18 protein-coding genes and 1 tRNA gene are annotated in these 25,697 nt (G+C 66.0%); 11 read left to right on the top strand and 8 right to left on the bottom strand.

Going from position 1 to position 25,697, the window contains the following annotated elements; all coding sequences use genetic code 11:
• Nucleotides 1-20: 20 nt before the first annotated feature.
• Nucleotides 21-740, bottom strand: coding sequence for a DsbA family protein (locus AOA14_RS06815; RefSeq protein ID WP_062901228.1), 720 nt, complete (start codon nt 738-740; stop codon nt 21-23).
• Between the two features lie 17 nt (nt 741-757).
• Nucleotides 758-1,330 carry a DUF721 domain-containing protein gene (locus AOA14_RS06810; RefSeq protein ID WP_062903048.1) on the bottom strand — a complete coding sequence of 191 codons (573 nt, stop codon included), beginning with the start codon at nt 1,328-1,330 and terminating at the stop codon, nt 758-760.
• A 38-nt stretch (nt 1,331-1,368) separates the two neighbouring features.
• Between AOA14_RS06810 and AOA14_RS06805 the strand changes: the two genes are divergently transcribed.
• From AOA14_RS06805 to nudC, 3 genes are read left to right on the top strand one after another with little or no spacing between them, the layout of a single operon-like run.
• Complete coding sequence (locus tag AOA14_RS06805; RefSeq protein WP_062903047.1) at nt 1,369-2,397, top strand: A/G-specific adenine glycosylase; 1,029 nt, start codon at nt 1,369-1,371, stop codon at nt 2,395-2,397.
• Nucleotides 2,394-3,677: a serine hydrolase domain-containing protein gene (locus tag AOA14_RS06800; RefSeq protein ID WP_062901227.1), complete on the top strand. Its 1,284-nt coding sequence runs from the start codon at nt 2,394-2,396 to the stop codon at nt 3,675-3,677. The genes AOA14_RS06805 and AOA14_RS06800 overlap by 4 nt, the downstream gene beginning before the upstream one ends.
• On the top strand, nt 3,677-4,546 hold the full coding sequence (nudC, locus tag AOA14_RS06795; RefSeq protein WP_062901226.1) for an NAD(+) diphosphatase: 870 nt from the start codon (nt 3,677-3,679) through the stop codon (nt 4,544-4,546). Before AOA14_RS06800 ends, nudC begins: the two co-directional genes overlap by 1 nt.
• 3 nt (nt 4,547-4,549) lie before the next feature.
• Here nudC and AOA14_RS06790 read toward each other — a convergent pair whose 3' ends face one another.
• The 3 genes from AOA14_RS06790 to AOA14_RS06780 form a co-directional block, all read right to left on the bottom strand.
• The gene (locus tag AOA14_RS06790) at nt 4,550-4,993 is read right to left on the bottom strand and encodes a DUF2497 domain-containing protein (RefSeq protein ID WP_062901225.1); all 444 of its coding nucleotides are present in this window, start codon (nt 4,991-4,993) and stop codon (nt 4,550-4,552) included.
• A gap of 74 nt (nt 4,994-5,067) precedes the next feature.
• On the bottom strand, nt 5,068-6,552 hold the full coding sequence (locus tag AOA14_RS06785) for a TolC family outer membrane protein (protein ID WP_062901224.1): 1,485 nt from the start codon (nt 6,550-6,552) through the stop codon (nt 5,068-5,070).
• A 32-nt stretch (nt 6,553-6,584) separates the two neighbouring features.
• Nucleotides 6,585-7,247 (bottom strand): protein-L-isoaspartate O-methyltransferase family protein, encoded by a 663-nt coding sequence (locus AOA14_RS06780; RefSeq protein WP_062901223.1) that lies wholly within the window; start codon nt 7,245-7,247, stop codon nt 6,585-6,587.
• 267 nt (nt 7,248-7,514) lie between these two features.
• Between AOA14_RS06780 and AOA14_RS06775 the strand changes: the two genes are divergently transcribed.
• Both AOA14_RS06775 and AOA14_RS19695 read left to right on the top strand, forming a co-directional pair.
• Nucleotides 7,515-7,588 (top strand) — tRNA-Cys (locus tag AOA14_RS06775).
• Between the two features lie 774 nt (nt 7,589-8,362).
• Nucleotides 8,363-9,079: a DUF4189 domain-containing protein gene (locus AOA14_RS19695; protein WP_202988419.1), complete on the top strand. Its 717-nt coding sequence runs from the start codon at nt 8,363-8,365 to the stop codon at nt 9,077-9,079.
• Between the two features lie 45 nt (nt 9,080-9,124).
• On the opposite strand, the gene AOA14_RS06765 is transcribed toward AOA14_RS19695, so the two are convergent.
• Complete coding sequence (locus AOA14_RS06765) at nt 9,125-9,595, bottom strand: Lrp/AsnC family transcriptional regulator (RefSeq protein WP_202988418.1); 471 nt, start codon at nt 9,593-9,595, stop codon at nt 9,125-9,127.
• 97 nt (nt 9,596-9,692) lie between these two features.
• Here AOA14_RS06765 and putA point away from each other — a divergent pair, with 97 nt between their 5' ends.
• Entirely contained in the window at nt 9,693-12,785 is a 3,093-nt protein-coding gene (gene putA, locus AOA14_RS06760) for a bifunctional proline dehydrogenase/L-glutamate gamma-semialdehyde dehydrogenase PutA (protein WP_238929741.1), read from the top strand.
• A 13-nt stretch (nt 12,786-12,798) separates the two neighbouring features.
• On the opposite strand, the gene AOA14_RS06755 is transcribed toward putA, so the two are convergent.
• Together AOA14_RS06755 and AOA14_RS06750 are read right to left on the bottom strand one after the other, a co-directional pair.
• Nucleotides 12,799-13,467 carry a hypothetical protein gene (locus AOA14_RS06755; RefSeq protein WP_202988417.1) on the bottom strand — a complete coding sequence of 223 codons (669 nt, stop codon included), beginning with the start codon at nt 13,465-13,467 and terminating at the stop codon, nt 12,799-12,801.
• 23 nt (nt 13,468-13,490) lie between these two features.
• Complete coding sequence (locus AOA14_RS06750; protein WP_238929740.1) at nt 13,491-14,417, bottom strand: tetratricopeptide repeat protein; 927 nt, start codon at nt 14,415-14,417, stop codon at nt 13,491-13,493.
• A gap of 166 nt (nt 14,418-14,583) precedes the next feature.
• Here AOA14_RS06750 and gdhA point away from each other — a divergent pair, with 166 nt between their 5' ends.
• The 5 genes from gdhA to AOA14_RS06725 are packed head-to-tail and all read left to right on the top strand — an operon-like array spanning nt 14,584 to nt 25,694.
• Nucleotides 14,584-15,939, top strand: coding sequence for an NADP-specific glutamate dehydrogenase (gene gdhA, locus AOA14_RS06745; RefSeq protein ID WP_062901219.1), 1,356 nt, complete (start codon nt 14,584-14,586; stop codon nt 15,937-15,939).
• Nucleotides 15,940-15,976: 37 nt separating this feature from the next.
• The gene (locus AOA14_RS06740; protein WP_062901218.1) at nt 15,977-17,416 is read left to right on the top strand and encodes a multiheme c-type cytochrome; all 1,440 of its coding nucleotides are present in this window, start codon (nt 15,977-15,979) and stop codon (nt 17,414-17,416) included.
• A 4-nt stretch (nt 17,417-17,420) separates the two neighbouring features.
• Nucleotides 17,421-19,400 carry a heme-binding protein gene (locus AOA14_RS06735; RefSeq protein WP_062901217.1) on the top strand — a complete coding sequence of 660 codons (1,980 nt, stop codon included), beginning with the start codon at nt 17,421-17,423 and terminating at the stop codon, nt 19,398-19,400.
• Nucleotides 19,401-19,403: 3 nt separating this feature from the next.
• Nucleotides 19,404-21,362 (top strand): hypothetical protein, encoded by a 1,959-nt coding sequence (locus AOA14_RS06730; RefSeq protein ID WP_238929739.1) that lies wholly within the window; start codon nt 19,404-19,406, stop codon nt 21,360-21,362.
• 3 nt (nt 21,363-21,365) lie between these two features.
• The gene (locus AOA14_RS06725; RefSeq protein WP_409372284.1) at nt 21,366-25,694 is read left to right on the top strand and encodes a hypothetical protein; all 4,329 of its coding nucleotides are present in this window, start codon (nt 21,366-21,368) and stop codon (nt 25,692-25,694) included.
• Nucleotides 25,695-25,697 lie beyond the last annotated feature (3 nt).

Below are 25,697 nucleotides of genomic sequence, written 5' to 3'. Positions count from 1 at the left end.
TAATTCGCGTGAACGGGCTTTTACGAGGCCTTCAGCGCCGCGTCGAGTTGCGTTTTGATCGCGGACCAGACGGTCACGTCGGTGTGGCGTCCATTGATGAAAAAGGCCGGCGTGCCGCGCACATGGTCGGCACCCAGGCCGATATTGGTCATGCCTTCGAGTTCGGCGCGCGTGACCTCGCTATCGAAACAGGCGTTCATCTGCGCCTGGGTGTAGCCGCGTTTCGCCATCAGCGCGCCGAGGCCGGTGTCGGCCGCGATCTTGCGCGCGCGTTCGCTCTCGGTGCCGACATACCAGCTCTTGACCATGGCTTCGGGCGCCTTTTGCACCTTCGTCAGCCAGACCGGCTGCGCCATGAAGATGGCGTGGTGGTTGGCCGCGAAGGCCTTGGCGCCGCCGCAGCGCGCCAGCAGCGCTGCGGTCAGGTCGACCGGGTCGCGAACGAGGTTGCGATATTCGAAGACCACCAGCCCCTTGTCGATATATTGGGCCTTGAGCGGGACGTCGCCGTCGCGCGCAAATTCGCCGCAGTGGGTGCACGTATAGCTGAAATATTCGACCAGACGCACCTTGGCGGCGGGGTTTCCGACGATATAGGCACCGATCGCGCTGGTGCTGATCTTCGACGACCAGGCCGGCGCCGGAGCGGCGGGCGCGGCGGCGACCAGCGACAGCGCGGCGATCGACAGGGCGCCGATGGCGGTGCGGCGGGACAGGGTGCGACCGGATATCTTGGGCATGGACGTGCCGTCTTCCTTCAACTGATGCGCGGGAGTTTCGGCGCGCTGGCAAGCCCGGCGGCCATGCGTTCGAGCACGGTCCTGAGTTCCGGATCGCCGATGTCGCGCAGGCTATCCCCCAGTTCGGCGGGTACCGGCTTCAGCATTGCCGGCTGCTGAACGGGGGCGGGGGCGGGCGCGACCTGACCATGCGTCATGCGCACGCTCGCAATCGCGGCATAGCCGAAGAAGCGATTGACCGCCGCGACGATATCGGGGGCGACATGCTGCAGCATGGGTGCATGCGCGCCGCTGATCGTCAGATGCAGCGTTCCGCCCGCCTTTTGTCCGGCGGGAAAGCGGATCATCGCAGGCTGGGTGACATCGGCGAGCCGATCGCCGACGATTTCTCGCCAGCGGCTGACGACCGACGACTGGATGAAGCCGAATTTGCGAAAGGCGGTCCGGCCGATTTCGGGAACCATATCGGCGATCGCGCGCGCCTCGCCGCCGCGCGGCCGCTCATAGCTGCGCGCCGGCGGCTTTTTGGCAGCCTTCTTCGTGCGCGCTTTAGGGGACTTGTCGCCGTCGCTGGAGCCTGCTTTCGCCATCGCCGCCGCCATGCCATAGGCGGGGGGTGAGCGTCCAGATGCCAGACCCCGATATCGCGGCCGACGCGGATTTCGCGCCGCGGCTGCTCGCCTGGTACGACCATGCGGCGCGCATCCTCCCCTGGCGTATCGCGCCAGGGAGCGTGGTGACGCCCGATCCCTACCGCATCTGGCTCGCCGAAGTGATGCTGCAACAGACGACCGTTGCTGCTGTCGCAGGCTATTTCGCCCGTTTTACCGCACGTTGGCCGAACGTCGCCGATCTCGCGGCGGCCGACGACGCGGACGTAATGGCGGCGTGGGCGGGCCTTGGATATTATGCCCGCGCCCGCAACCTGCTCGCCTGCGCGCGGGCGGTGGTCGCCGATCATGACGGTCTTTTTCCGGACAGCGAGGCGGGCTTGCGTGCCTTGCCGGGCGTTGGCGATTACACCGCGGCGGCGGTCGCGGCGATCGCCTTTGGCCGCCCCGCGGTCGTTGTCGACGCCAATATCGAGCGGGTGATCGCGCGCCACCGGCTGATCACCACGCCGCTGCCGGCGGCAAAGCGCGCGATCCGTGCCGCGCTGGCGCCGCTCGTTCCGGGCGATCGCCCCGGCGACTTCGCGCAGGCTCTCATGGATCTGGGCGCAACGATCTGCACGCCGCGCAGCCCCGCCTGCACCCGCTGTCCTCTCGCCGCCGACTGCGCCGCATTTGCGGCCGGCACCGCCGAATCCCTTCCGGTCAAGCCGCCCAAAAAGGCGAAGCCGCAGCGCCACGGAAGCGCCTGGTGGATCGAATCGGATGCGCGGCTGTGGCTGGTACGGCGCCCCGACAAGGGGATGCTCGGCGGGATGCGGGCATTGCCCGGCGGTACGTGGGACGAACCGCCCGCATCCGGCGACGGAGCCGTCTCCGTGCGGCACGGCTTCACCCATTTCGACCTCACATTGACGCTCGTCCGGCGCGGAGTTGAGGATGCCGCAGGGGAAGGTGAGTGGTGGCCGATTTCGGCGCTTGACGCGGCCGGTCTGCCGACGCTGTATCGCAAACTGGTCGACAAGATGCGGGAGAGTGACCGATGACGATGATGATTTCGCGCCGCGCGCTGCTCGGCAGCCTGGCGCTGGGGGGCAGCGCGACGCTGTTGCCGCGCGCCGCCTTCGCCTGGACCAATGCCGAGGCGCTCTATCCGGCGACCTACGCCTTCATCAAGGGATTCGTGGACCGCCGCGAACTCGCCGGCGCTATCGCTGCGATAGGCAAGGATCAGGCGCCGCCCGACTATCTGGGCGCAGGCAAGCAGGCGATGGATTCGCAGCGCGCTGTGGCTCCGGACACGATCTGGCGCCTCTATTCGATGACCAAGCCGGTCACCGGCATGGCGGCCATGCTGCTGATCGAGGACGGCAAGATGACGCTGGATCAGCCGATCGCCGATTTCCTTCCGGCCTTTGCGGCGATGAAGGTGCAGAACACTCCCGACGGATCGATCACCGACGTGCACCCCGCGAAGGGGCCGATCACGGTCCGCCAGCTTCTCACCCACACCGCCGGGCTCGGCTATAATATTGTCCAGAAGGGGCCGCTCCGCGACGCCTATAACGAAGCGGGGATATTGGGCGGGCAGGTCAGCCGTCTGCCGATTCCAGGCTTCCCGCCGACCACCCCCGCGCCGAGCCTGGCGGTTTTCGCCGACCGGCTCGCGACGCTGCCGCTCGTCTATGAACCCGGCACCCGCTGGAGCTATTCGGTCGGGCTCGACCTGATGGGCCGCGTGATCGAGGTCGTCTCAGGTCAGCCCTTCGACGCCTTTCTGAAGGCGCGCATTTTCGATCCGCTCGGGATGGCGAGCACCGGTTTTCGCGTCACCGGCGACGAAGAAGCGCGGTTGTCGACCAACTATGCGCCGCTGGGCGGCGTGCTGCTGCCGATCGACCCCGCGACGAGCTCGATCTACCTCGACCCGCCGCCGATGCCCTATGGCGGCGGCGGTCTCGTTTCGACGGCGCGCGATTACGACCGGTTCCTCGCCATGCTGCTCGGCGAAGGTGAAACCGGCGGCGTGCGGATCATGAAGCCCGAAACCGCGCGGCTCGGCATGTCGAACCTGCTCGCCGATTCGGTTGATCGCAAGAATACGTTCATCGACGGTGAGGGCTTTGGCGCCGGCGGCCGCGTGTCGCTGGCCGGATCGCCGACCGGCGAAGGCGTTTATGGCTGGGGCGGTGCGGCCGGCACCATCGCCTTTGTCGATCGCCGCCGCGGCTATCGCGTCGGCGGCTATACCCAATATATGCCGTCGGAGGCGCTGCCCTTCCAACGCGACTTCGGCAAGGCCTTTTACAAGGATGTGATGGCCTGATGCCGCTGCCGCTCGGCTTTACCGGGGCGCGGCTCGACCGCGCCGACCGGCTCCGCACCGATCCCGATGCTTTCGCGGCGGCGATCGCCGATCCGCGCGCGACCTGCCTGCTGCTTGACGGCATCGATCCGGTGCCGGGCAGCGGCGGCGGGCTGATATGGGAAGCGCTTGATCCGGCCGACGAGCGTGCGCTGTTGCTGCTCGGGATCGACGATAGCGGCGCGCCCCGCTTCGTGCGCGAGGCGCATGCCGGAGGGCGCGTCGATGCGCGTTCGCGCACCGTGATGCGGCTGCTCCCGATGCTGTCGCCCGAAGAAGCGGCGCTCTACGGCGGCGCGCGCAGCCTCGTCGACTGGCACGCGCGGCACCGGTTCTGCGCCGTTTGCGGTTCACCGACCGAATTGTTCCGGGGCGGCTGGGGTCGCCGCTGCGCCTCTTGCGGGGCGGAACATTTCCCGCGCGTCGACCCCGTTGTCATCATGCTCGCCGAATATGATGGCCGCGTGCTGCTCGGCCGCCAGCCCGGCTTCCCGCCGGGCTTCTTTTCGGCTCTCGCGGGCTTCGTCGAGCCGGGTGAATCGCTTGAGGAAGCGGTGGCGCGCGAATTGTTCGAGGAAGCGGGCATCGCCGTGTCCGATGTATCTTATGTGGCGAGCCAGCCCTGGCCCTTCCCCTCGTCGCTGATGATCGGGTGCCGCGCGGTCGCGCGCGACGCCGCGTTGACGATCGACACCACCGAACTTGAAGCGGCGATGTGGGTCGACCGTGCGGAGGTACGCGCGGCGCTCGCCGGCGACATGGGCGCGAGCTTCATGGCACCGCCGCCGCTGGCGATCGCGCGCTATCTGCTGGAGGATTGGGCGGCCTGAGCCTTAGAGGCGCTTGCCGGTGATGCGGCTGATTTCGCGCGCCACCATCGATTCGACCATCGCCGGCAGATTGGCGTCGAGCCATTGCTTGAGCATCGGCCGCATCGCGTCGACGACGACATCCTCGAGGCTGCGTCCCCCTGCGGGCACCGTCGCGGCGGCCGCGGCCGCGGCTGGCGCCATCGCGGCGGTGAGCGCTTCGAGCGACTGACGCGCGGCATCGGCGCTGGCAACCGACACCAGCTCTTCCTGCGCGGTCGCGGCGCCGCTGTCGTCAAGGGCTGATTCGGCGACGGCGTCTTCTTCCTCTTCGTTGAGGTCGAGAATATCCTCGCTCGGCACCGCCGCACGCTGCGCGCGCGCCCCAGGGGCCTCGTCACGCGCGATGACGCGCCGGATCGACGACAAAATGTCTTCCATCGATGGCTCCCGCGACATGTCGCCCATGCTTGCCCCCTAAGTTCCACCGGAAATACCGGTTAACCATGTTCATACCGGCGCGCGGGCGGGCTTGCCAAGTCTTATTGTTGGGGAAGCGGCTCCACGGCAGGCACGCTGGCATCGGCGGCGGGAACGCTGCGCGTATCGGTGGCCTGCTGCTGCGGCTTCGGATCGTCGGCCCAATCCCAGATCTGACCGCGAACACGGCGATAATTTACCGCCGGATCATAGAGCGCGCCGCCCTCGATCCCCAGGTCGCGCGCTTCGGCCTTGCCCATCGCGGCGAGGACCGAGAAAGCCGCGACATAGCTGTTGCGCTTCGCCGAGACGAGCTGGACCTGCGCGTTCAGATATTCTTGTTCGGCATTCAATATGTCGAGGATCGAGCGCGTGCCGACGCTGTTTTCGGCGCGCACCCCCTCGAGCGACAGGGCATTGGCGCCCACCGCCTGCTCGGTCGCGGCGATGACGCGCTCGTTCGCCTGCCACGCGGCATAGGCCCCGCGCGTCTGCGCGATCACGTCGCGTTCGGTGGCAACATAGGTTTCAATCGCCTGGCTGCTGCGCGATTGCGCCTGGCGCACCTGGGCCGACGGGCGGCCGCCCTGAAAGATCGGCAGCGTCAGCGACAGGCCGGCGGCGGCGCTCTTCGTCGTATTCTCGGCCACGGTGTTGCCGGCAGGAATCGAATGGAGATTATTGTTGTAGCCGCCCCCCAGCGTCGCCGACAGTTTGGGCATGCGGGCGGCCCGCGCAGCGCCGATGTCGGCGCGCGATGCGTTGATGCGCTGGTTTGCCGCTTCGATGTCGGGATTGTTGTTGAGCGCGATCGCGACCGCATCCTCAACCGAGTGGGGGAGATTGGGTAGCGCCGGCGGCGGCTGGAGGTCGACCGGCGCATCGCCGACCAGCTTCACATAATTTTCGCGGCTGCGAATCAGATTGGCTTCGGCGCCGCGCAGGTCGCCCTCGGCCAGCGCAAGCCGGGCCTGCGATTGGGCGACGTCGGTGCGCGTCAGATCGCCGATCTCGAAGCGGTCACTCGATGCCTGCAAATTGGTCTTGAGGACCGCGACATTCTTCTGGTTGAGCTGGACGATCGCCTGGTCGCGGATCACGTCCATATATGCGCCCACGACCTGCGAGAAAATGCTCGCTTCGGTTGCGCGCAGATCGGATTGCCCGGCCTCGACGCGATATTCGGCCGCCTTCACCGCGTTGCGCACCGCGCCGCCCTGATAGATCGGCACGCTGAGCTGGCTGCCCGCAGACAGGACGCGGCCCGGCGAAACGAAGCTGTTGCCCGGGATGACCAGATTTTCCTGATAATCGACGCTGGCACCGACCGAGGGCAGGCCCGATGCCTTCTGGATCGGAACATTCTCGTCATTCGCGCGCTGTCCGGCGCGCGCCGCCGTCAGCGTCGGATTATTCTCATAGGCTTTGGCGAGCGCGCCCTGCAGCGTCTCGGCCTGCGCCTGCGACGACAGCGCCAGCGCGCCGAGCGCCATGCCCGCTAGCCAGCGGGCGCGTCGTCCGGTCATTTTTGTGTCGATGTCGTGCATGATATGGTTCAGCCTGAAGGGAGGGGGGGCTCTCAGAAGCGAAAACCCTTGGGGGCCTCGAAACCCGGCAGCGCCGCGACATCCATGTCGGCAAAGGCGCGCAGCGCAAGTGTGCCGGCGGTCTTGACGCCCTGGACAAGCCGGGTGACGCTGCCTTCGCGGCGCGCCGCGACCAGCTTGCCGCCTTCGGCGAGCTGCGCTGCCAACGCGTCGGGAAGCTGTTCGATCGCGCCGTCGATCAGGATGCGGTCGACGGGCGCTTCGCCGGGCGCGCCTGCGGCCAGCGGACCTTCGACCCAGCGAATCGCGGGATTGTCGGTTGCGGCGCGGGCGGCGGCGAGCAGGTCGGCCTGCTCCTCGACCGCGACGACCGACGCACCGAGCGCCGCGAGCAGCGCGGCGGTGTAGCCCGTCGCCGCACCGATCAGCAGCACGCGCTGGCCGGGCCGGATATCGGCTGCGACCAGCAGGCGGCCGGTGACGAGCGGTGCGTTGAGCGCGCGGCCGTGACCCAGCGCGATCGCGCGGTCCATATAGGCGACGCTCGCCAACGCCGCGGGAACATGCGCCTCGCGCGCCACGCTGCCCATCGCCGCGACGACCGCCGGGTCGATCACGTCATTGGTTCTCAGCTGGCTATCGATCATCGCAGCCCGCATGTCCGCAGCAGTCACTTCGTTCAATTTCGTCGCCATCAGCCTGTTTTCCGATTCTGGGGCCCTGAAGCTTGGGGCCGTTCTAGCCGAACCGATGCTGTGTTGCAATACTAATACAGCATCGCGCGGCGCTGCGTCGCGCATAGCTGGCCGCGTTGGTGGCGCCAACCCCGCATTGCGCGAAAATGCGTGCGAATTGGAGTGGGCCTTGGCGAATCCTTGACAAGCCCGCCAAAGCCCCGCACTAGCGGCGCCGTCCAACACCCGGCCCGGCCCGCGACACAGCGGCCGCGGCGTTCGGCGCGAGGCCCGATGGCGGAGTGGTGACGCAGCGGACTGCAAATCCGTATACGCCGGTTCGATTCCGGCTCGGGCCTCCATTCATCCCATCTAACCTTGCTGCCGACGATAATCTCGGCATCGATTGTATCGGTATTGGCGAACCGTCAGGCCGCGCCCGATCGGCCATGTCGCTATCACCGGCATCTGTACTGGTACGCCGCAGCCGTCGCCTTACCGGCACGAACCGCTATCCAATGCTGATTTTCAGAATGAAAGATTCAGTGGGGATGACGCGCGTCATGGACTGGAAGCCTTTTCTCGGCCGGATTTTTCTTACGCTATGCGCGGCGATCCTTTTCGACTTCATGTCTCCGGCAGCACATGCGGAAGGTGGCTGTCCCGACGGGTTCTTCCCGATTGGCGGCGGGACGGGCGGATGGCAAGGGTGTGCGCCAAACCCCGGCTATGACGATGGCGGCGGCGAGGAGGAGCCGCAACAGCCGACGAGGTCCGCTTATGACAATTATTATGCGGCCGCCTGGCATCGCGATTCTAGCTGGGCCTGGCTCGTCACCGGCTATTCGAATCGGACGCGCGCCGATCGCGCGGCGCTGGCGGCCTGCAATGCAGCGATGGGATCCGGGTGCACGACAGCGGCCGGTGGCGCCAATGGCGCGCTTGTCATCTCCCGCGGGGTCGAGGGCGATCTTTATGCGGTGTCCGAGGTGGATAAAGGCAAGGCAGAAAAGGCCATGGCCAAATATTGCAGGGACGAAAACGATGAGTGCGAGGAAATCCAGTGGGCGACGGCGCCAGCGTTGATCGCGCCCTCCGGGCAGAATATTTCCGAATCGCCGCGAATCTATGGTCCGGTGAACGATCCGCATCGCCGCTACGGTGCTCTCGCGTGGCCTGATGCGGGTGCCGAGGGGACGCCGCCGCGCGAGGTCTGGATCGTGGGCGGGCGACCTTTGCCGGACAAGGCGGCGTTCGATGTGGTTGCGCTGTGCCAGGCCGACAGCGGTAAGACTTGTAGCGTCACACTGGCTGGTTCGGACGTTTATATTGCCCTGACGATGGGCGGCGGCGTGATGGGCGGCGCAGCGAGCGCATCCTCGGCCACGGCTGCCCAGAAGCGCGCGCTCGATTTCTGCCGAAAGAGGCACAAGCGATGCAGCGAGGCGGGCTTTTTCGACCTGGTTACGGAACAGGCCGTGCGATACGATCCCGACGCTTTCGGCAAGCCCTGGTTTACCGCGCAAAGCTGGACCAAGAGCGGCAAGGCGCCGTGGCGCAATTCGGTGTGGTCGGTGTCCGGCGCGAAGGATTTTGACAGCGCGAAGAAGGCGGCACTGGCGGCCTGCCGGGCCGAAGCCAAGGATGAATGCGAGGCGGTGTCCTGGTCGTCCAACAGCAAGGTGGCGCTATCGGTCGATGCGGGTGGTGGCCCGCATGTGACCTGGACGGCTTGGCCGAACGATCTCGAAAAGGCCGTCGCGAAGGACTGCGCTGCACAGTCCCTCGAATGCCGGATCGTGGCGAAAATCGATTCGCGCCTGCCGTCTACCGGGCGAACCGACGTGAAATAAGAAAGAGATTCTGGCCGGGATGCGGCAGCGGTGCAGACCGGCGGCTCAGCGCGCCGATTCGCAGATCGTTTCCATCGCGACGAAGGTCGAGGTGCTCGCGACATGCGGCAGGCTGGAGATTTTCTCGCCCAACACGATGCGATAGCGGCGGATGTCGAGGGTACGCACCTTCAGGAGATAGTCGAAGCTGCTCGCGATCATGTGGCATTCCTCGACCTCGGGAATCCGCCGCACTGCGTCGTTGAAGCGGCGTAGCGCCTCCTCGCGCGTGTCGGACAGCTTGACCTCGGTAAAGGCCACATGGTCGAGCCCCAGCTTGGCGGGGTCAACGATCGCGCGAAAGCCGGTGATCAGCCCGCTGTCGACCAGTCGCTTGACGCGTTGCTGGCAAGGCGTCTTCGACAGGCCGACGCGCTGCGCCAGTTCGGTGTAGGTCATCCGCCCGTCGCGGCCCAATATCGCGATGATCTTGCGATCGAATTCGTCCAGATCGACCATGATTTTCGAATTTGCCATACCAATTGCCTAATATGACGCCGATAATAGGTCAAAAGATAATCGTAGGTGCGCGATTGAAGGCGGATTGCCTTTTCACCGCATGCTATCATGCGCCATGACCCAGCCGACCGACCGCGCCGCCATCCGCGCCCTCGCCCGCCGTTCCGAAGCCGACCTTGTCGCCGATCTGCGGACCCAGCTTGCCCGCTCGCCCGCCACCCTCGAGGCAGTGACGCGGCGGGGGCTCGCGCTCATCCGCAAGGCGAAGGCCGAGGGCGAGCGCGAAACGCTCGTCGCGCAGCTCATGAATCGCTACCGCCTGTCGACCGAGGAAGGCGTCGTGCTGATGTGCCTTGCCGAAGCGCTGCTGCGCGTTCCCGACAGCGCGACCGCCAATGCGCTGATCCGCGACAAGATCGCCGGACGCCATTGGCGCGAGGGCGAGGATGAGGACAGCCCGCTGGTTGTCGCGCTGTCGGCGCGCGGCCTGTCGCTGGGCTCGGCGACGCTGATGCTCGGCGCGATGGGCAGCAAGGCGAACCCGCTCACCCTGCTCAAGTCGATGATCCGCCGCTCGGGCGAGCCGGTGATCCGCCAGGCGGCACTCGCGGCGATGAAGCTGCTCGGCCAGCAGTTCGTGATGGGCGAAACGATCGACGCCGCGGTGCGGCGTGCCGACAAGGACAAGGGCGAACTCGCCAGCTTCGACATGCTCGGCGAAGCGGCGCGCACCGCAGAGGATGCGCGGCGCTATTATGACAGCTATGCCGCGGCGATCGCGCGCATCGGCCGCGATGCGAAGCCGGGCGACCCATTTGCCAACCACGGCATTTCGATCAAGCTGTCGGCGCTCCACCCGCGTTACGAATATCTGCAGGCCGAGCGCGTTCGCGAAGAATTGATCCCCGATGTTATCGCGCTCGCCCGCGCCGCGCGCGGCGTCAACATTCCGCTGATGATCGATGCCGAGGAAAGCGACCGGCTCGAACCGCATCTCGACGTTTATGGCGCGCTGATCGACGCGGGGCTCGCCGACGGCTGGACCGGGCTCGGCATCGTGATCCAGGCCTATCAGAAGCGCGCGAGCGAGGCGATCCGCTGGGTTGCCGCCAAGGCGCGCGCGCGGGGCGTCATGCTGTCGATGCGGCTGGTCAAGGGCGCCTATTGGGATACCGAGATCAAGCGCGCGCAGACGATGGGGCTCGGCGATTTTCCGGTCTTCACCGCAAAGAACCACACCGACCTCAACTATATGGCGTGCGCGCAGATATTGCGCGAGCATCAGGATTGCATCTTCCCGGCCTTTGCGACGCATAATGCGATGACGCTGGCCTTCATCGCCGAACTGTTCGACGGCGCCGATTACGAACTGCAGCGGCTGCACGGCATGGGTGAAGGCGCGCATGATGCGATCGTTGCGCTGTCGCCGCCGCCGCGCCCGGTACGCGTCTATGCGCCCGTGGGCACCCACCGCGACCTGCTCGCCTATCTCGTCCGCCGCCTGCTCGAAAATGGCGCGAACAGCAGTTTCGTGCACCAGTTTTCGGACCCCGACGTGACCGCCGAAGAGCTGGCGGTCGACCCGCGCAGCATCGCGAGCGTGCCGTCGAAGATCCCGACCGGGCTCCAGCTTTTCGATCCCGTCCGGCGCAATTCGCGCGGCTATGACCTTGGCGAACCCGGCGTGCCCGAGGCGCTGGCGGCCGCGATTGCCGGGGCGCGTGACAGCGGGCGCATCGCGGCGCCGATCGTCGGCGGCACGGCAGCGGCGGGCACCGCCGAAGCGGTGCGCAATCCCGCAACCGGCGCTGTCGTCGGTCATGTAATTGAGGCCCACGCCGATATGGTCAATGCCGCCATCGCCGCCGCGCGCGCCGCGCAGGGCGACTGGAGTCTGGCCGGCGGCGCCTTCCGCGCCGAACGGCTCGAACGCGCGGCCGATCTGCTCGAGGAACGCGATGCTCTCTTTCTGGGACTGGCGATCGACGAGGCGGGCAAGACGCTCGTCGATGCGGTGGCCGAAGTGCGCGAGGCGGTCGACTTCCTGCGCTATTATGCCGCCCAGGCGCGCGCCGATTTCTCCTACCCCATCGCGCTGCCCGGCCCGACCGGCGAGCGCAACGAACTGATCCTCGAAGGCAAGGGCGTCTTCGTTGCCATCAGCCCGTGGAATTTCCCGCTGGCGATCTTTCTGGGGCAGGTCTCGGCGGCGCTCGCCGCGGGCAACGCCGTGCTGGCGAAGCCCGCCGAACAGACGCCGCTGATCGCGCATGCCGCGATAGAATTGCTGCTCGAGGCGGGTGTGCCCGCCGATGTGTTGGCATTTCTCCCCGGTCGCGGCGAAACGGTGGGCGCAGCGCTGACCGGTCATGACGATATCATCGGCGTCGCATTCACCGGATCGACCGAGGTTGCGCGCGCGATCAACCGCAGCCTCGCGGGGCGTGACGGTCCGATCGCGACGCTGATCGCCGAAACCGGCGGTGCCAACGCGATGATCGTCGATTCGACCGCGCTTCCCGAACAGGTCGCGCGTGACGCCGTCGCGAGCGCTTTCCAATCGGCGGGCCAGCGCTGTTCGGCGCTTCGCCTGCTTTGCGTGCAAGAGGATGTCGCCGACACGATGATCGACATGGTCGCGGGCGCGATGGCCGAACTCAACATCGGCGACCCGGCGATCCTCTCGACCGACGTCGGTCCGATCATCGATGCCGAGGCGCAAGCGAACATTGCGGCTTATGTCGCGGATGCGCGCGCCGCGGGCCGCGTGATCGCAGAGGCGGCGCGCACCGATTGGCCGGCGGGCGGTACCTTCGTACCGCCGACGATGATCCGCCTCGATCATGTCACCGATCTCAGGCGCGAGATTTTCGGACCGGTGCTGCATTTCGCGACATGGAAAGGCGGCGAGCTCGACGCGCTGATCGACGCGATCAACGCCTCGGGCTATGGCCTGACGCTAGGCGTCCACACGCGGATCGACGGCGTCGCGGCGCATGTCGCGGCGCGCGCGGCGGTCGGCAATGTCTATGTCAATCGCAACCAGATCGGCGCGATCGTTGGATCGCAGCCCTTCGGCGGCCGAGGTCTGTCGGGCACGGGGCCGAAAGCCGGTGGCCCGCATTATCTGCACCGTTTCGCCGAGGAAAAATCGATCTCGACCGACATCACCGCCGCGGGCGGCAATGCGGCGCTGATGGCGGGTTAGGGCAGCTTTCGGGTCAGGGAGCGGCCTTCAACTGCATCGCTAAAGCGCGCGCGCGGCGCATCTGGACGGCCGCGTCGACGGGCGGCTTCGCCTCGTCATAGGCGTTAACCGACAGCAGCTTGCCTGCGACCGAGGTCAGGCAGGCCCCCGCGACTATGGGGAGCGTTTTTCCGTCGGTGGCCACGTTCAGCGAACCGCCAAGATAGGCGCAGCTCGTGTCGACGCCATGCGGGCGCAGTGCGCCGGATATCGCGATATCCGTCCCCAGCGCGCTGCTTACGTCCTTCGACGCATTTTTCAGCAACGCGTCCGAAGTTTCACCCGATCGCCATTCGGCTTTGCCAATCTCGGCCTCCATCAGCTTGAGGAATTCGGCGCGTTCCATAACGACGTCTATCGTCTCGCGCGCCGCCTTGATCAGGAAATAGTCGGCGCCGAACCCTTGCGGATGATTTTGGCGATCGCACCGGATCAGCATGATCAAGGTGAAATTCTGCGTGTCACCCGTGGCAAGCAGATCGCTGGCTTCCTTGTCCTTGCCCTTGGGAACGCAATATCCTTCGGGCGCGAGTCCCGTCAGCTGTTCGCCGCCGATTTCCAGCACAAAGCTCTCGCGTGCGGCTGCGGTCGGTGCGGCGGCGGCCATGGCCATTATGCCGGCCAATATCATCACGGATTTCACGACTATCTCCCCCTGCTAAAAAATCAGGTCCCCGGCACCCCGAGCATCTGCGCCTGCGCCTTCAGCCTTTGTGCCGCACCCGGATTGGCGGCGAGCGCGTCTTTCAGTGCCTGCGCCGCTTTTGCGGTTTCGCCGAGCGTCATCCGGCTGCGCATCAGCATGATCCAGCGGTCGACGTCCGCCGGATTTGCTTTCAGCTTGGCCTCCAGCCCGTCGACCATCCCCACGATCATCGCGTCCTGCTGCCCCTTGGGAAGCTGCGAGGCGGTTTCCATGTCGGCGCGGCTGGGGCCGGGGATTGCGCGCGCGGCGACGGGCATCTCGTCGGCCTTGAGCGCGCGCGGCTGCGTCGCGGCGAGGCGCGGGGCGACGTCGATCTTGTTGATCGCGCCGACCTGCTCGATCGTGCGGCGCAGGTCGGCCTCCCACGGAGCGCCCTGCGGCGTGTCGGCGAGCAGCGCGAACCATTCGTCGATCGCCCCCTTGTGATCGCCGGCGATATCCTTCTTCACTGCCATGAAATAGCGTGCGCGCGGATCTCTGGGATTGAGCGCGATCGCCTTGTCAAAGGCTTCGGCCGCGGCGGCGGGCATCGGATCGCGCGGACTTGCCATCACGCGCGCCTCGCCAAGCGCCGACCATAGCCCAGCCGACTCGGGCGCGATCGCGACCGATTTTTCATAAGCTGCGGCGGCGCCGGGATAATCGCCAAGGTCGAAACGCGCGGCACCGAGCGCCATCCACGCGTCGGCGCTTTGCGGTTCGCGCCGCGTCCGGTCCTCGATTGCGGCAAGCTGTGCATCGGGTGACGCTGCGGCCGTCGGCGCGGGCGCCGCGGCATAATTGGCGGAATCGCGCCAGATCGCGTAGCCGATCGCGCCGGCGAGCAGGAGGAAGGCGGCGATCAGGATCGCACGGTTCGTCGTCGACATGGCCTTGGTTTCGCTCATTCCATCCCCCGAATATTCGCCGCGGCGAAATCGCGCGCGACGGTGCCGCGCCATATTGCCTTTGGCGGGCAAAGGTGTAGCCTCTGTCGGGCGAGGTCGGTCAACGATAAAATCGTAAAACAGGGGGTCGCACCGGTTTTCCCAAGTCTTTGCGTGGGAGGGGTGCATGGCGGTAGCGGATCACGTCGATTTTCCGACGTTCATGGAAGGTGTGAAGCGGCGCAACCCGGGCCAGCCCGAGTTCGTCCAGGCGGTGCAGGAAGTCGCCGAGGATATTTTCGACTTCATCGCCGACAAGGAAGAATATCACGCGCAGCAGATATTGCGGCGCATTGCCGAACCCGACCGGGTCGTGTCCTTCCGCGTCTGCTGGGAGGACGACAACGGCAATATCCGCGTCCAGCGCGGCTGGCGGGTTCAGAACAACAATGCCATCGGCCCCTATAAGGGGGGCATCCGCTTTCACCCGAGCGTGACCGAAAGCGTCCTCAAATTCCTGGCGTTCGAACAAACGTTCAAGAATGCGCTCACCGGCCTGCCGATGGGCGGCGGCAAGGGCGGGTCGAACTTCAACCCGAAGGGCAAGAGCGTGCGCGAGATCATGCGCTTCTGCCAGAGCTTCATGACCGAGCTCTATCGCCACATCGGCGCCGACGTCGACGTGCCGGCGGGCGACATCGGCGTCGGCGGACGCGAAATCGGCTTCATGTTCGGCCAGTACAAGCGCATTACGAACGAATTTACCGGGGTGCTCACCGGCAAGGGCCTTGAATGGGGCGGCTCGCTGATCCGGACCGAGGCGACGGGCTATGGCGCTGTCTATTTCCTCGCAAACATGCTTGCGGCGAAGGGGCAGGATCTCGTCGGCAAGAGCGCGGTGATTTCGGGATCGGGCAATGTCGCGACGCACGCGGCGGAAAAGATCGTGCAGCTGGGCGGCAAGGTGCTCACCCTGTCCGATTCGGGCGGCTTCATCCACGATCCCGACGGCATCACCCAGGAAAAGATCGACTGGGTTAAGGCGCACAAGACGCACCGGCGCGGCCGGATCGAGGATTATTGCGCCGAGTTCAAGAGCGCCACCTTTACCGCGGGCAAAACGCCGTGGGCGGTGCCGTGCGACGTCGTGCTGCCGTGCGCGACGCAGAACGAGCTGAATGGCGATGATGCGAAAATGCTGGTGGCGAACGGCTGCATCGCGGTGAGCGAGGGCGCGAACATGCCGACCGACCTTGCCGGTGTTCATGTCTTCAAGGACGCAAAGATCATGTTCGCGCCCGGCAAGGCGGCCAACGCCGGCGGGGTTGCGGTTTCGGGCCTCGAAATGAGCCAGAACAGCGGCCGGCGCAGCTGGAGCGAAGCCGAGCTGCAACAGATGCTCAAGGATATCATGGCGGGCATCCACGAACGCTGCCTGACCTATGGCGATCAGGGCGGCGGCTATATCGATTATGTGAAGGGCGCGAACATCGCCGGCTTCAAGAAAGTCGCCGACGCGATGCTGGCGTTCGGGGTCGTTTAGGGTAAAAGGCCCTCAGGGCAAAAGGGGACTCGTGGGAATGACGACGCACGCTGGCATCGGGCGCGGCGATCGGTCGTGGGCGGCGGTGGCGGCACTGGCGCTGCTGCTTGCCATGCTTGCGATCGCCGCGACGCTTTCGGCGCCTCCGGCGCGCTCGCAGGGCGAAAGCGGCGGGCGTTTTCTGGGTGTTGCGTCCTGCGCGGGATCGACCTGCCACGGCCGGATGGAGGGCGACGGCGTCGTTGTCCGTCAGGACGAGTTGATGCGCTGGCAGGAACCCTCGACCCCCGGCGGCGCGCATAGCCGCGCCTGGGCCGTGCTCAACACCAGCCGAAGCCAGTTCATTGCCCGCAACCTCGGCATCGGCGATCCGGCGCGCGCCTCGATGTGCCTTGGGTGCCACAGCGATGCGGCAACGAGCCGCGGTGCCGCGCCGGTCGAGGACGGCGTCACCTGCGAATCCTGCCACGGTCCTGCAGGCAGCTGGATCGCGAGCCATTATGCCGGGGTCGGCGCCAACCCCAGCCCCGGCGGCGAAATGCGCGAGAAGCATCTCGCCAATCTGCGCGCCGGCTTGCGCCGGCTCGAGGATCCGGTGGTGCGCGCGGGCGTGTGCGTCGACTGCCATTTCGGGGCCGCGGGCGAGGGGCAGTTCGTCACCCACCGCATCATGGCGGCGGGGCATCCGCGCATTTCATTCGAGCTCGACCTCTTCTCCTCGCTCCAGGCGCATCATCAGGAAGATGCCGATTATGGCTGGCGCAAGTTCGGCGCGGCGGGCGCGCGCACCGACCATGTGCAGATGTGGGCGGTGGGGCAGGCGACCGCGCTCGAACGCAGCCTCGCGCTGTTCCAGTCGAAACGCGGGACCGAGGGGATGTTCCCCGAATTTTATTTCCTCGACTGCCACAGTTGCCACCGCCGGATCTACGATCAGGCGAAGCCGGTGAAGACCAGCGTCGACAATCCGGCGCGGCCGGGCATTCCCGAAGGCATGCCGCCCTATAATGACGAAAATCTGATCATGCTCTCGGCCGCCGCGCGCATGGCCTCGCCCGCGCTTGCCGAACAGCTCGGCGCGCGCAGCGCCGCCTTCCACCGCGCGATCGCGACCGATCGTCCGGCCGCGGTTCGCGCCGCCGCTGATCTGGCGCAGACGGTCGCGGCGCTCAAAAGCGCCTTCGCAGCGCGCGCCTTTTCGGGCACCGACGCCTTTGCGATGGTCGATGCGATTGCGGGGAAGGCGGTCAATGACCGCTTCACCGACTATGCGGGGTCATCGCAGGCGGTGATGGGGGTCGACACGCTGCTCAACGCGATGGTTTCGTCGGGGCGGATCACCATCGGCGCTGCGGCGGGCATCCGCGCCGACATCGACCGCGCCTATGCCTCGGTCAAGGATCCCAACGCCTACAAGCCCAGCGACTTCCAAGCCTCCTTCGGCAGCGCGGTGCGCGCGATTCAGGCGCTGCGGTAAGCCGATGCGGACCCGATCGCGCCTCTTTCGTACCGCCGCCCTTGTCGCCGGCCCGGCACTGCTCCTCGCCTCGTGCGGCGGTGGAGGCGGCGGCACGCCGACCCCCTCGCCAACGCCCACGCCGACGCCGACTCCCACTCCGACCGGCGGCCTCTACACGCCGCCCGCGAGCCAGTCGCTCAGCGTCGCCGACGTCCAGACCGTACTGGCCGGCGCAATCGCCGAGGCGCAGGCGCGCGGCCTTCCGTCGGTAATCGCGGTCACCGACCGCGTCGGCAATGTCCTCGGTGTCTTCCGCATGAACGGCGCGCGCGCCACCGCGACGACCTCGGCGGCGCCCAACGGCGACAATATCGACGCGCAGAACGTCACCTTCCCTGCAGAAGCGGGTGCGATCGCGAAGGCGATCACCGGCGCCTATCTGTCGAGCGGCGGCAACGCCTTTTCGACGCGCACCGCGAGCCAGATCGTCCAGGAGCATTTCCCGCCCGCGCCGACGACTGCGGGGCTGGAGAGCGGGCCGCTGTTCGGGGTGCAGTTCAGCCAGCTTCCGTGCAGCGATCTTGCCGCGCGCTTCGGCGCCATGGGCGGCGGCGCGCTGATCGGGCCAAAGCGCTCGCCGCTCGGCCTCGCGGCCGACCCGGGCGGCCTGCCGCTTTACAAGAATGGCGTGCTCGTCGGCGGCATCGGGGTGATGGGCGACGGCGTCTATGGCAGCGATTCCAACATTCTCGACATCGACAATGATGCCGAGGAGTTCATTGCGCTCGCCGGGACGCGCGGGTTCGAGGCGCCGGCGGCGATCACCGCCGACAAGATCACCGTCGACGGGACGACGCTGCGCTTTTCGGACGCCACTTATGGCGGCTTGCAGACGAGCGGCGGCGCGAGCTTCGCCAGCCTGAACGGCACGGCCGGCAATCTGGTCGCGGTCATCGGCTATGCCGCCGCGGCGATCGTCGCGGGCACCGCCTATGGCAGTGAAGCGTCGGGAATCCGCGCCTCGACCGCAGCCGAATTTTCCAACCGCGATGCCTTTGTCCTGACCAATGGCAGCGGCACCAACCGCTTCCCGATCCGCGCCGGCACCGATGCATCGACCAACAGCGCGCCGCTGACCCAGGCCGAGGTGCGCGCCGTGCTCGAAGATGCCTTTGCGGTGATGAGCCGCGCGCGCGCGCAGATTCGCCGCCCGCTCGACAGCCGGGCGCAGGTGACGATCAGCCTCGTCGATACGCATGGCGCCGTGCTCGGCATCGTGCGCGCGCCCGACGCGCCGATTTTCGGCACCGACGTATCGCTGCAGAAGGCGCGCACCGCGGCCTTTTTCTCGGGCGCCAACGCCGGAGCGGAACTCAGCGCCAACGCCAGCGCCGACGTGCAGCATTTCGTCCCCGCGGTGCGCAGCTTTCTGAACGATCCGAGCGCGCTCACCGGCACCTTCGCCTTCGCCGACCGGTCGGGGGGCAATCTGTCGCGCCCCTATTTCCCCGACGGCGAGGTCGGGCGGCCCAATGGCCCGCTGTCGCGCCCGATCGCGCAGTTCAATCCCTTTTCGACCGGGCTGCAATCCGCCCTCGTCATCGGCAATATCGGCGTGCACCTCGGCTTCGTGTCGGGCGCCAGCGCGACCGACACGCCGCAACGCTGCACGACCTTGCCCGACGTCGCGGCGGGGCAGAATCGCCTGCAGAACGGTATCCAGATTTTCCCGGGTTCGGTGCCCATCTATCGCGGGACGCAGCTTGTCGGCGCGATCGGCGTGTCGGGCGACGGCATCGACCAGGACGATATGATCAGCTTCCTCGGGACGCATAACGGCGGCGCGCGCGTGGGCACGATCGGCAACGCCCCGATCGACAAGCGTGCCGACAATATCGTCGTCACGCTGTCCGATGGAAAGACAGTGCGCCTGCGCTACATCAGCTGCCCCTTTGCGCCCTTCCTCGACACCAGCCAGCAGAATGTCTGCCAGGGGCTATAGGCGATGAGCGCGCTTGGAAGCAGCCTGCTGCCGATCATCGCGACGCTTGCGGCGCAGGGCGCGCCCGCGGCGGGTCAGGCGCTGCCGCCACCCCCGCCGCCGCCCGAACCGCCCGCGCCCCATGGCGCCGCGCCGGACGCGGCGCCGGCTGCGATCCCGGCGCCCGACGGCGAAGCGCTGATCCCGCCGCCGCCGCCGGTCGACTGGAAGGATGTGCTGAAGGACGATCTGGTCACCCAGATCATCGAAGGGCGCCGCCGTCCTGGCTACACGCCCGACCTGCCCGACCAGATGCGGCAGGACAATGTCGGGGCGCTGCGCCCGCCGCCGCCGCAGGCCTTTCCGGGGATCGAGGATCAACTGCCGGTGCCCGACCGCTGGCGCCTCATCGAATCGCTTGGCGTGGTGAAGGAACGCTGGTTCGACCCCTATCATCAGAATACGCTGAAGGGCGATCGACCGATCGACCGGTCGAAGGTGCCGTGGCTGCCGATCAGGGGCGACGACTGGTTTTTCGTCGCCAGCGCGGTGTCGGACACGGTGTTCGAACCGCGCACCTTTCCGATTCCGGTCGGCGTCCAGACCACCGAGCGGCCGGGCAGCCTCGACGTGTTCGGCAAGAACCGCAGCTTCGTGCTGTCGCAGACGCTGATCGCGGGTGCCGCGCTCATCAAGGGATCGACCGCCTTCAAGCCGCCCGACGTCGAATATCGCGTTACGCTGGCCTATAATTTCAACTATGTCGACGTGCCCGAACGGCGCGTGCTCGACGTGCGCCCGTCGCAGCCGAGCCATCGTTACGACAATTTCCTGGGGGTGCAGGAATTGTTCGTCGACAAGCATCTGGGCAACGACAGCGACCGTTACGACTTCCATTCGATCCGCATCGGCATCCAGCCGTTCCAGAGCGATTTTCGCGGTTTCCTGTTCAATGACAGCCAACTCGGCATCCGCCTGTTCGGCAACCGCGACAACAATCGCTTCCAATATAATGTCGCGGCCTTCTGGCGGCTCGAAAAGGACACCAACAGCGGGCTCAACGACATCACGCAAAGCCCGCGCGACGATTTCATCTTCACCGCGAACCTCTATCGCCAGGACTTCCCCTTCGTCGGACTGACGAGCCAGGTCAGCGTCACCTACAATCGCAACCGCGAAAAGAACGACATCCAGATCGATCATAACGGCTTTCCGGTGCGCCCGGCGCTGCTCGGCGATCTGCGCGGCCGCGAATATGACGTGACCTACCTCGGCTACAGCGCCGACGGGCGCATCGGACGGATTAATCTGACCGCCAGCTTCTATGCGGCGCTGGGCGAGGACCGGAACAGCTTCTTCACCAGCAAGCCGGCAAAGATCCGCGCGGGCTTCGGCGCCGCCGAACTCAGCTATGATCATGACTGGATGCGCTTTCGCCTGTCGGGCCTTTACGCCACCGGCGACAGCGATCCCTATAACAATGTCGAGGGCGGCTTCGACGCGATCTTCGAAAATCCGATCTTCGGCGGCGCCGACACCAGCTACTGGATTCGTCAGACGATTCCCTTTGCGGGCGGCGGGCGCGTCATTTCGATCAACGGTCGCAACGGCATCCTCAATTCGCTGCGCTCATCGAAGGAAGAGGGGCAGTCGAATTTCAACAACCCTGGCACCGTTTTCGTCGGCGCCGGCGCCGATTTCGACCTGTCGCCCGAAACGCGCGTCAGCGTGAATGCCAATCATCTGTGGTTCGACAATACCGCGGGTTTGCAGGTGCTGCGCAGCGAAGGGTCGATCCCCAAGGATATCGGCTGGGATCTGTCGGTGGCGGGCATCTGGCGGCCCAAGGCGACACAGAATATCGTCGGCCGCCTCAGCGCCGCGGTGCTGCTGCCCGGTGACGGATTCAAGGATCTGTTCGAGAATCGCGAGCGCGACCGGGCTTATGTCTCGGTCCTCGCCAATCTGATCGTGAGTTTCTAGACGATGATGCGCAGGCTGCTCGCCCTCCTGATCTTCCTATTGATGGCGATGACCGCCGGTATGCAGGGCGCGCGCGCGTCGGAAGGCGAAAAGCCGGTCGCCGTCACCTATCGCTTCACGCCGCCGGCGCCGCGCGAACAGAGCGAGGCCGACGTCGAGGCAAAGTCGAAGGGCTGTTACAGCTGCCACACCCAGACCGACCGGCCGTCGATGCACGCGACGCCTGCGGTGCGGCTGGGCTGTACCGACTGCCACGGCGGGGATTCGCAATCGCCCGCGGCGTTCGGGCGCCCCGAACTCGGCTACGACAATCCCTATAATCTGGCGGCGATGAAACTCGCGCATCCCCAGCCGACGCTGCCCGGGGCGTGGGGTGGCACATCGGCGAACCCGAAGCGCAGCTACACGCTGCTCAACAAGGAAGCGCCCGAATATATCCGCTTCGTCAACCCGAGCGACTACCGCGTCGCGCGCGAGGCGTGCGGGTCGTGCCACCTCGAGATTATCGAGGCGACCGAACGGTCGCTGATGTCCACGGCGGCGATGTTCTGGGGCGGCGCGGCCTATAACAACGGCATTGTTCCCTATAAGCAATATCTGTTCGGAGAGGCCTATACGCGGGATGGCGATCCAGCGTGCGTCCTCTCGCCCTCGTCGCAGCTGACGGCGGAGGAATATAAACAGGCCTGCAAACCCGACTTTCCGTCCGACAAGATATTGACGGCACCGGAGACCAAGCGGGGAGCGCTGGCGCGGCTCTATCCGCTGCCGCGCTGGAATGTCATGCCGCCTAGCGATGTGTTTCGCGTCTTTGAACGCGGCGGGCGCAATATCAACACGCAGTTTTCCGAAATCGGCCTGCCCAACCCGACGGGCAGCATCCAGCGCCTCGAGGAACCGGGACGCCCCGACCTCAAACAGTCGAACCGCGGCCCCGGCACCGGCCTGCGCGTCGCGATTGCGGTGCTCAATCTCCACAAGACGCGCCTCAACGACCCCTATATGTGGTTTATGGGAACCAACGACCAGCCGGGCGATTATCGCCAGTCGGGGTGCGCCGGCTGCCATGTCATCTATGCCAACGACCGCGAACCGCGGCACAGCCTGACCTATGCGCAATATGGCCGCGATGGCGAAAGCGCGACGATCGATCCGACGATCGCGGGGAAGAAATGGAAACCCGATGATGACGGGCATGGCGGCGGACATGGTGGGGGCGCCGGCGACGCGCATGGCGATGCGGAGAAACATGCGCCGTCGCCCGGTGGCCATGGCGCGCTGATCGACCCCGAAGCCGCAAAAGCCGGACCGCAAGCCGTACCCGCGAAGGACCGGCGCGAATCGGGGCATCCGATCACCCACGCCTTCACCCGCGCGATCCCGACGGCGCAGTGCATGAATTGCCACATGCACCAGCCCAATATCTTCCTGAACTCTTACCTCGGCTACACGATGTGGGATTATGAATCGGACGCGCCGCAGCTATGGCCCGGCCCCGACAACACCGCGCCGCGCCCACCGGGGATGAGCGACGAGGAATATCAGAAGAAATACAAGCAACAGCGCTATCCGACCGCAGCCGAAGTCCACAAGGTTCTCGAACGCAATCCCGAAGGTGCGAGCCCGCGCGGCCTGTGGGCCGACGTCGAGTTTCTGCGCGACGTCTATGACGTGAACGACAGCAACAAGGACACCCAGTTTGCCGACTATCACGGCCATGGCTGGAACTTCCGCGGCATCTTCAAGCGCGACCGCAGCGGCAATCTGCTCGACGCCGACGGCAATATGTCGACCTATGGCACCGACAAGGCGCATATCGTCGATCCCAAGGACCCCGAAAAATGGCGCAAGAGCTGCGCGAGCTACAGCGATCCGGCGCAGCGCGACCTGTGTCTCGCCAGCGCCGATCCCGCCAAGCCCGGTATCGAGGGCAAGTTCGTGCCGCCCGGCATCAATCCCGGCAAGGCGGTCCATATGATGGACATTCACGCCGAAAAGGGGATGCAGTGCGCCGACTGCCACTTCGCGCAGGACGCGCACGGCAATGGTTATATCCAGGGCGAGGTCGCGAACGCGGTCGAGATCGGGTGCAAGGATTGTCACGGCACCGCCGACGCCTATCCCAATCTGCTCACCTCGAACGTCGCGGCACGGCCGCAGGGAACCAATCTTGCGCTGCTCCGCAATTCGGACGGCCGGCGCCGGTTCGAATTCCAATATGACGACAATGGCGAAATCACCGGGCTGATCCAGCGGTCGATCGTCGATCCGAAGCTCCAGTGGCAGGTCAGCCTCGTCAAGCAGGCGGTGACGCCGGGACCGCATTTCAACGCGAAGGCGGCGCGCGCCAAACTGATGTCGCGCAGCGGCGCCGACGATGGCAGCTTTGCGTGGGGGCCGGGCGTGGCAAGGGAAGATCGCGCCCACGGCGACGACAAGATGGCCTGCTTCACCTGCCACCTGTCGTGGACGACGAGCTGCGGCGGTTGCCATTTGCCGATCGAGGCGAACTGGAAGACCAGCATGCACCATTTCGAAGGGGAGGAGACGCGCAACTTCGCAACCTACAACCCGCAGGTCGCGCGCGACGAAATGTTCCAGCTCGGCCGGCACATGCTGACCAAGCCCGGCGAGCCCGACGCCGACGGCAATCCGCGCGGGATCATCGCGCCGATCCGGTCGACATCGGCGCTGGTCTTGTCCTCGACGAACCTCAACCGCGAACGCATCTATATCCAGCAGCCGCCGATCTCTGCTGCGGGCTTCTCGAGCCAGGCCTTCGCGCCGCATTTCCCGCATACGGTGCGGCGTCAGGAAACGAAGCAGTGCAGCGACTGCCATCTGTCGCAGGCGGATGACAATAATGCGATCATGTCGCAGCTGCTCCTGATGGGGACCAATTTCGTCAATTTCGTCGGGCTCAATGTCTGGTCGGGGCTGGAGGACGGCTTCCAGGCGACGCGCGTCACCGAATGGGACGAGCCGCAGGCGGTGATCGGCAGCTATCTCCAGAAATATGCCTATCCCGACTATTGGCGCCTGCACGTCGATCAGAACCATCGCGAGCTTAAAAATTGGGTGCGCGGCAAGACCTTCGACAAGAAGGGGTCGGGCGAAAGCCATGCGCTCGAGGAATTCGCGAATATCGTCCAGGGGACGAGCGGCCGGGTCAACTGCCTGCAACTGCGCGGCGAATATATGTATGTCGCCGAAGGCAGGGGCGGCTTTCGCGTCTATGACGTCGCATCGATCGGCAACAAGGGCTTCTCCGAACGCATCACCCGCGCGCCTTTTTCGCCGCTCGGGCACGATACGCATGTCAAAACGACGAACGCGACCTGCATGGCGATCGGCACGAACCAGCCGATCAGCATGGCCCGCAACGAGCATATCCGTAAGGATTTCCCCGAAAATCACGAACAGGCACTGCACCCGCTCTACCGCTATGCCGTCATCACCGACAGCGTCGAAGGCCTGATTCTGGTCGACATTGACACGATGGCGGACGGCGAATTCCGCAATAACAAGCTGAGCCGCGCGCTGACGTGGAATCCAGACAATGTGCTTGCCGGGGCCCGCCACGTGACGCTTGCGGGCGACTATGCCTATGTCACCACCGATGCCGGGCTCGTCGTGCTCGACCTGTCGACGCCGCTCGAACCGAAGGTGACGGCGCAGCTGCCGATGACCGATGCGCGCGCGAGTGCCGTGCAGTTCCGGTACCTGTGGGTCACTGACGCGGAGGGCGTGAAGCTGTTCGACATCACGCATATGGACCGGCCGGAACCGGTTCCGGCGGGAACGGTGCGGCTCGCCAATGCGCGCAAGATCTATCTCGCGCGCACCTTCATGTATGTCGCGGCCAAGCAGGATGGTCTGGTGATCGTCGACGTCACGCGGCCGATGGCGCCGGCCGCCTGGCCCGCGATGACCTTCGGGGGGGCGCTCAACGATGCCGAGGATGTAATCGTCGCATCGACCAACGCGTCGCTCTTCGCCTATGTCGCCGACGGACGGAACGGCATCAAGGTGCTTCAGCTTACCAGTCCGGACAATCCCGGCCTCTATGGCTTCTCGCCCGCGCCGACGCCCGAACTGATCGCCTGGGCCAAAACTCCTTCGCCGGCGCTCGCGCTGTCGAAGGGGCTCGACCGCGACCGGGCGGTCGACGAAACGGGGGGGCAGATGGCGGTGTTCGGCCGCGTCGGTTCGCGCCCCTTCACCCGGCCCGAAATGGAGAAGCTGTTCCTGAACAGCAAGGGGCTGGTCTACAAGGTCAGCGACACCGTCGATCAGGCGGCATGGCGACCGCCCCTGGCATACCCGAACTGACGT

Origin of the sequence: Sphingopyxis terrae subsp. terrae NBRC 15098, from assembly GCF_001610975.1 — a bacterium.
Classification (GTDB): domain Bacteria; phylum Pseudomonadota; class Alphaproteobacteria; order Sphingomonadales; family Sphingomonadaceae; genus Sphingopyxis; species Sphingopyxis terrae_A.
This window is presented reverse-complemented; position numbering and strand designations above follow the sequence as displayed.

What these genes read in the sequence shown, in the direction of transcription:
- gdhA (WP_062901219.1), top strand. Translation starts at nt 14,584, where the DNA reads ATGGCGGTAGCGGATCACGTCGATTTTCCGACGTTCATGGAAGGTGTG.
- AOA14_RS06735 (WP_062901217.1), top strand. Translation starts at nt 17,421, where the DNA reads ATGCGGACCCGATCGCGCCTCTTTCGTACCGCCGCCCTTGTCGCCGGC.
- putA (WP_238929741.1), top strand. Translation starts at nt 9,693, where the DNA reads ATGACCCAGCCGACCGACCGCGCCGCCATCCGCGCCCTCGCCCGCCGT.
- AOA14_RS06730 (WP_238929739.1), top strand. Translation starts at nt 19,404, where the DNA reads ATGAGCGCGCTTGGAAGCAGCCTGCTGCCGATCATCGCGACGCTTGCG.
- nudC (WP_062901226.1), top strand. Translation starts at nt 3,677, where the DNA reads ATGCCGCTGCCGCTCGGCTTTACCGGGGCGCGGCTCGACCGCGCCGAC.
- AOA14_RS06725 (WP_409372284.1), top strand. Translation starts at nt 21,366, where the DNA reads ATGATGCGCAGGCTGCTCGCCCTCCTGATCTTCCTATTGATGGCGATG.
- AOA14_RS06815 (WP_062901228.1), bottom strand. Translation starts at nt 740, where the DNA reads ATGCCCAAGATATCCGGTCGCACCCTGTCCCGCCGCACCGCCATCGGC.
- AOA14_RS06790 (WP_062901225.1), bottom strand. Translation starts at nt 4,993, where the DNA reads ATGGGCGACATGTCGCGGGAGCCATCGATGGAAGACATTTTGTCGTCG.
- AOA14_RS06780 (WP_062901223.1), bottom strand. Translation starts at nt 7,247, where the DNA reads ATGGCGACGAAATTGAACGAAGTGACTGCTGCGGACATGCGGGCTGCG.
- AOA14_RS06740 (WP_062901218.1), top strand. Translation starts at nt 15,977, where the DNA reads ATGACGACGCACGCTGGCATCGGGCGCGGCGATCGGTCGTGGGCGGCG.
- AOA14_RS06765 (WP_202988418.1), bottom strand. Translation starts at nt 9,595, where the DNA reads ATGGCAAATTCGAAAATCATGGTCGATCTGGACGAATTCGATCGCAAG.
- AOA14_RS06810 (WP_062903048.1), bottom strand. Translation starts at nt 1,330, where the DNA reads ATGGCGAAAGCAGGCTCCAGCGACGGCGACAAGTCCCCTAAAGCGCGC.
- AOA14_RS06805 (WP_062903047.1), top strand. Translation starts at nt 1,369, where the DNA reads ATGCCAGACCCCGATATCGCGGCCGACGCGGATTTCGCGCCGCGGCTG.
- AOA14_RS06785 (WP_062901224.1), bottom strand. Translation starts at nt 6,552, where the DNA reads ATGCACGACATCGACACAAAAATGACCGGACGACGCGCCCGCTGGCTA.
- AOA14_RS06800 (WP_062901227.1), top strand. Translation starts at nt 2,394, where the DNA reads ATGACGATGATGATTTCGCGCCGCGCGCTGCTCGGCAGCCTGGCGCTG.
- AOA14_RS06750 (WP_238929740.1), bottom strand. Translation starts at nt 14,417, where the DNA reads ATGAGCGAAACCAAGGCCATGTCGACGACGAACCGTGCGATCCTGATC.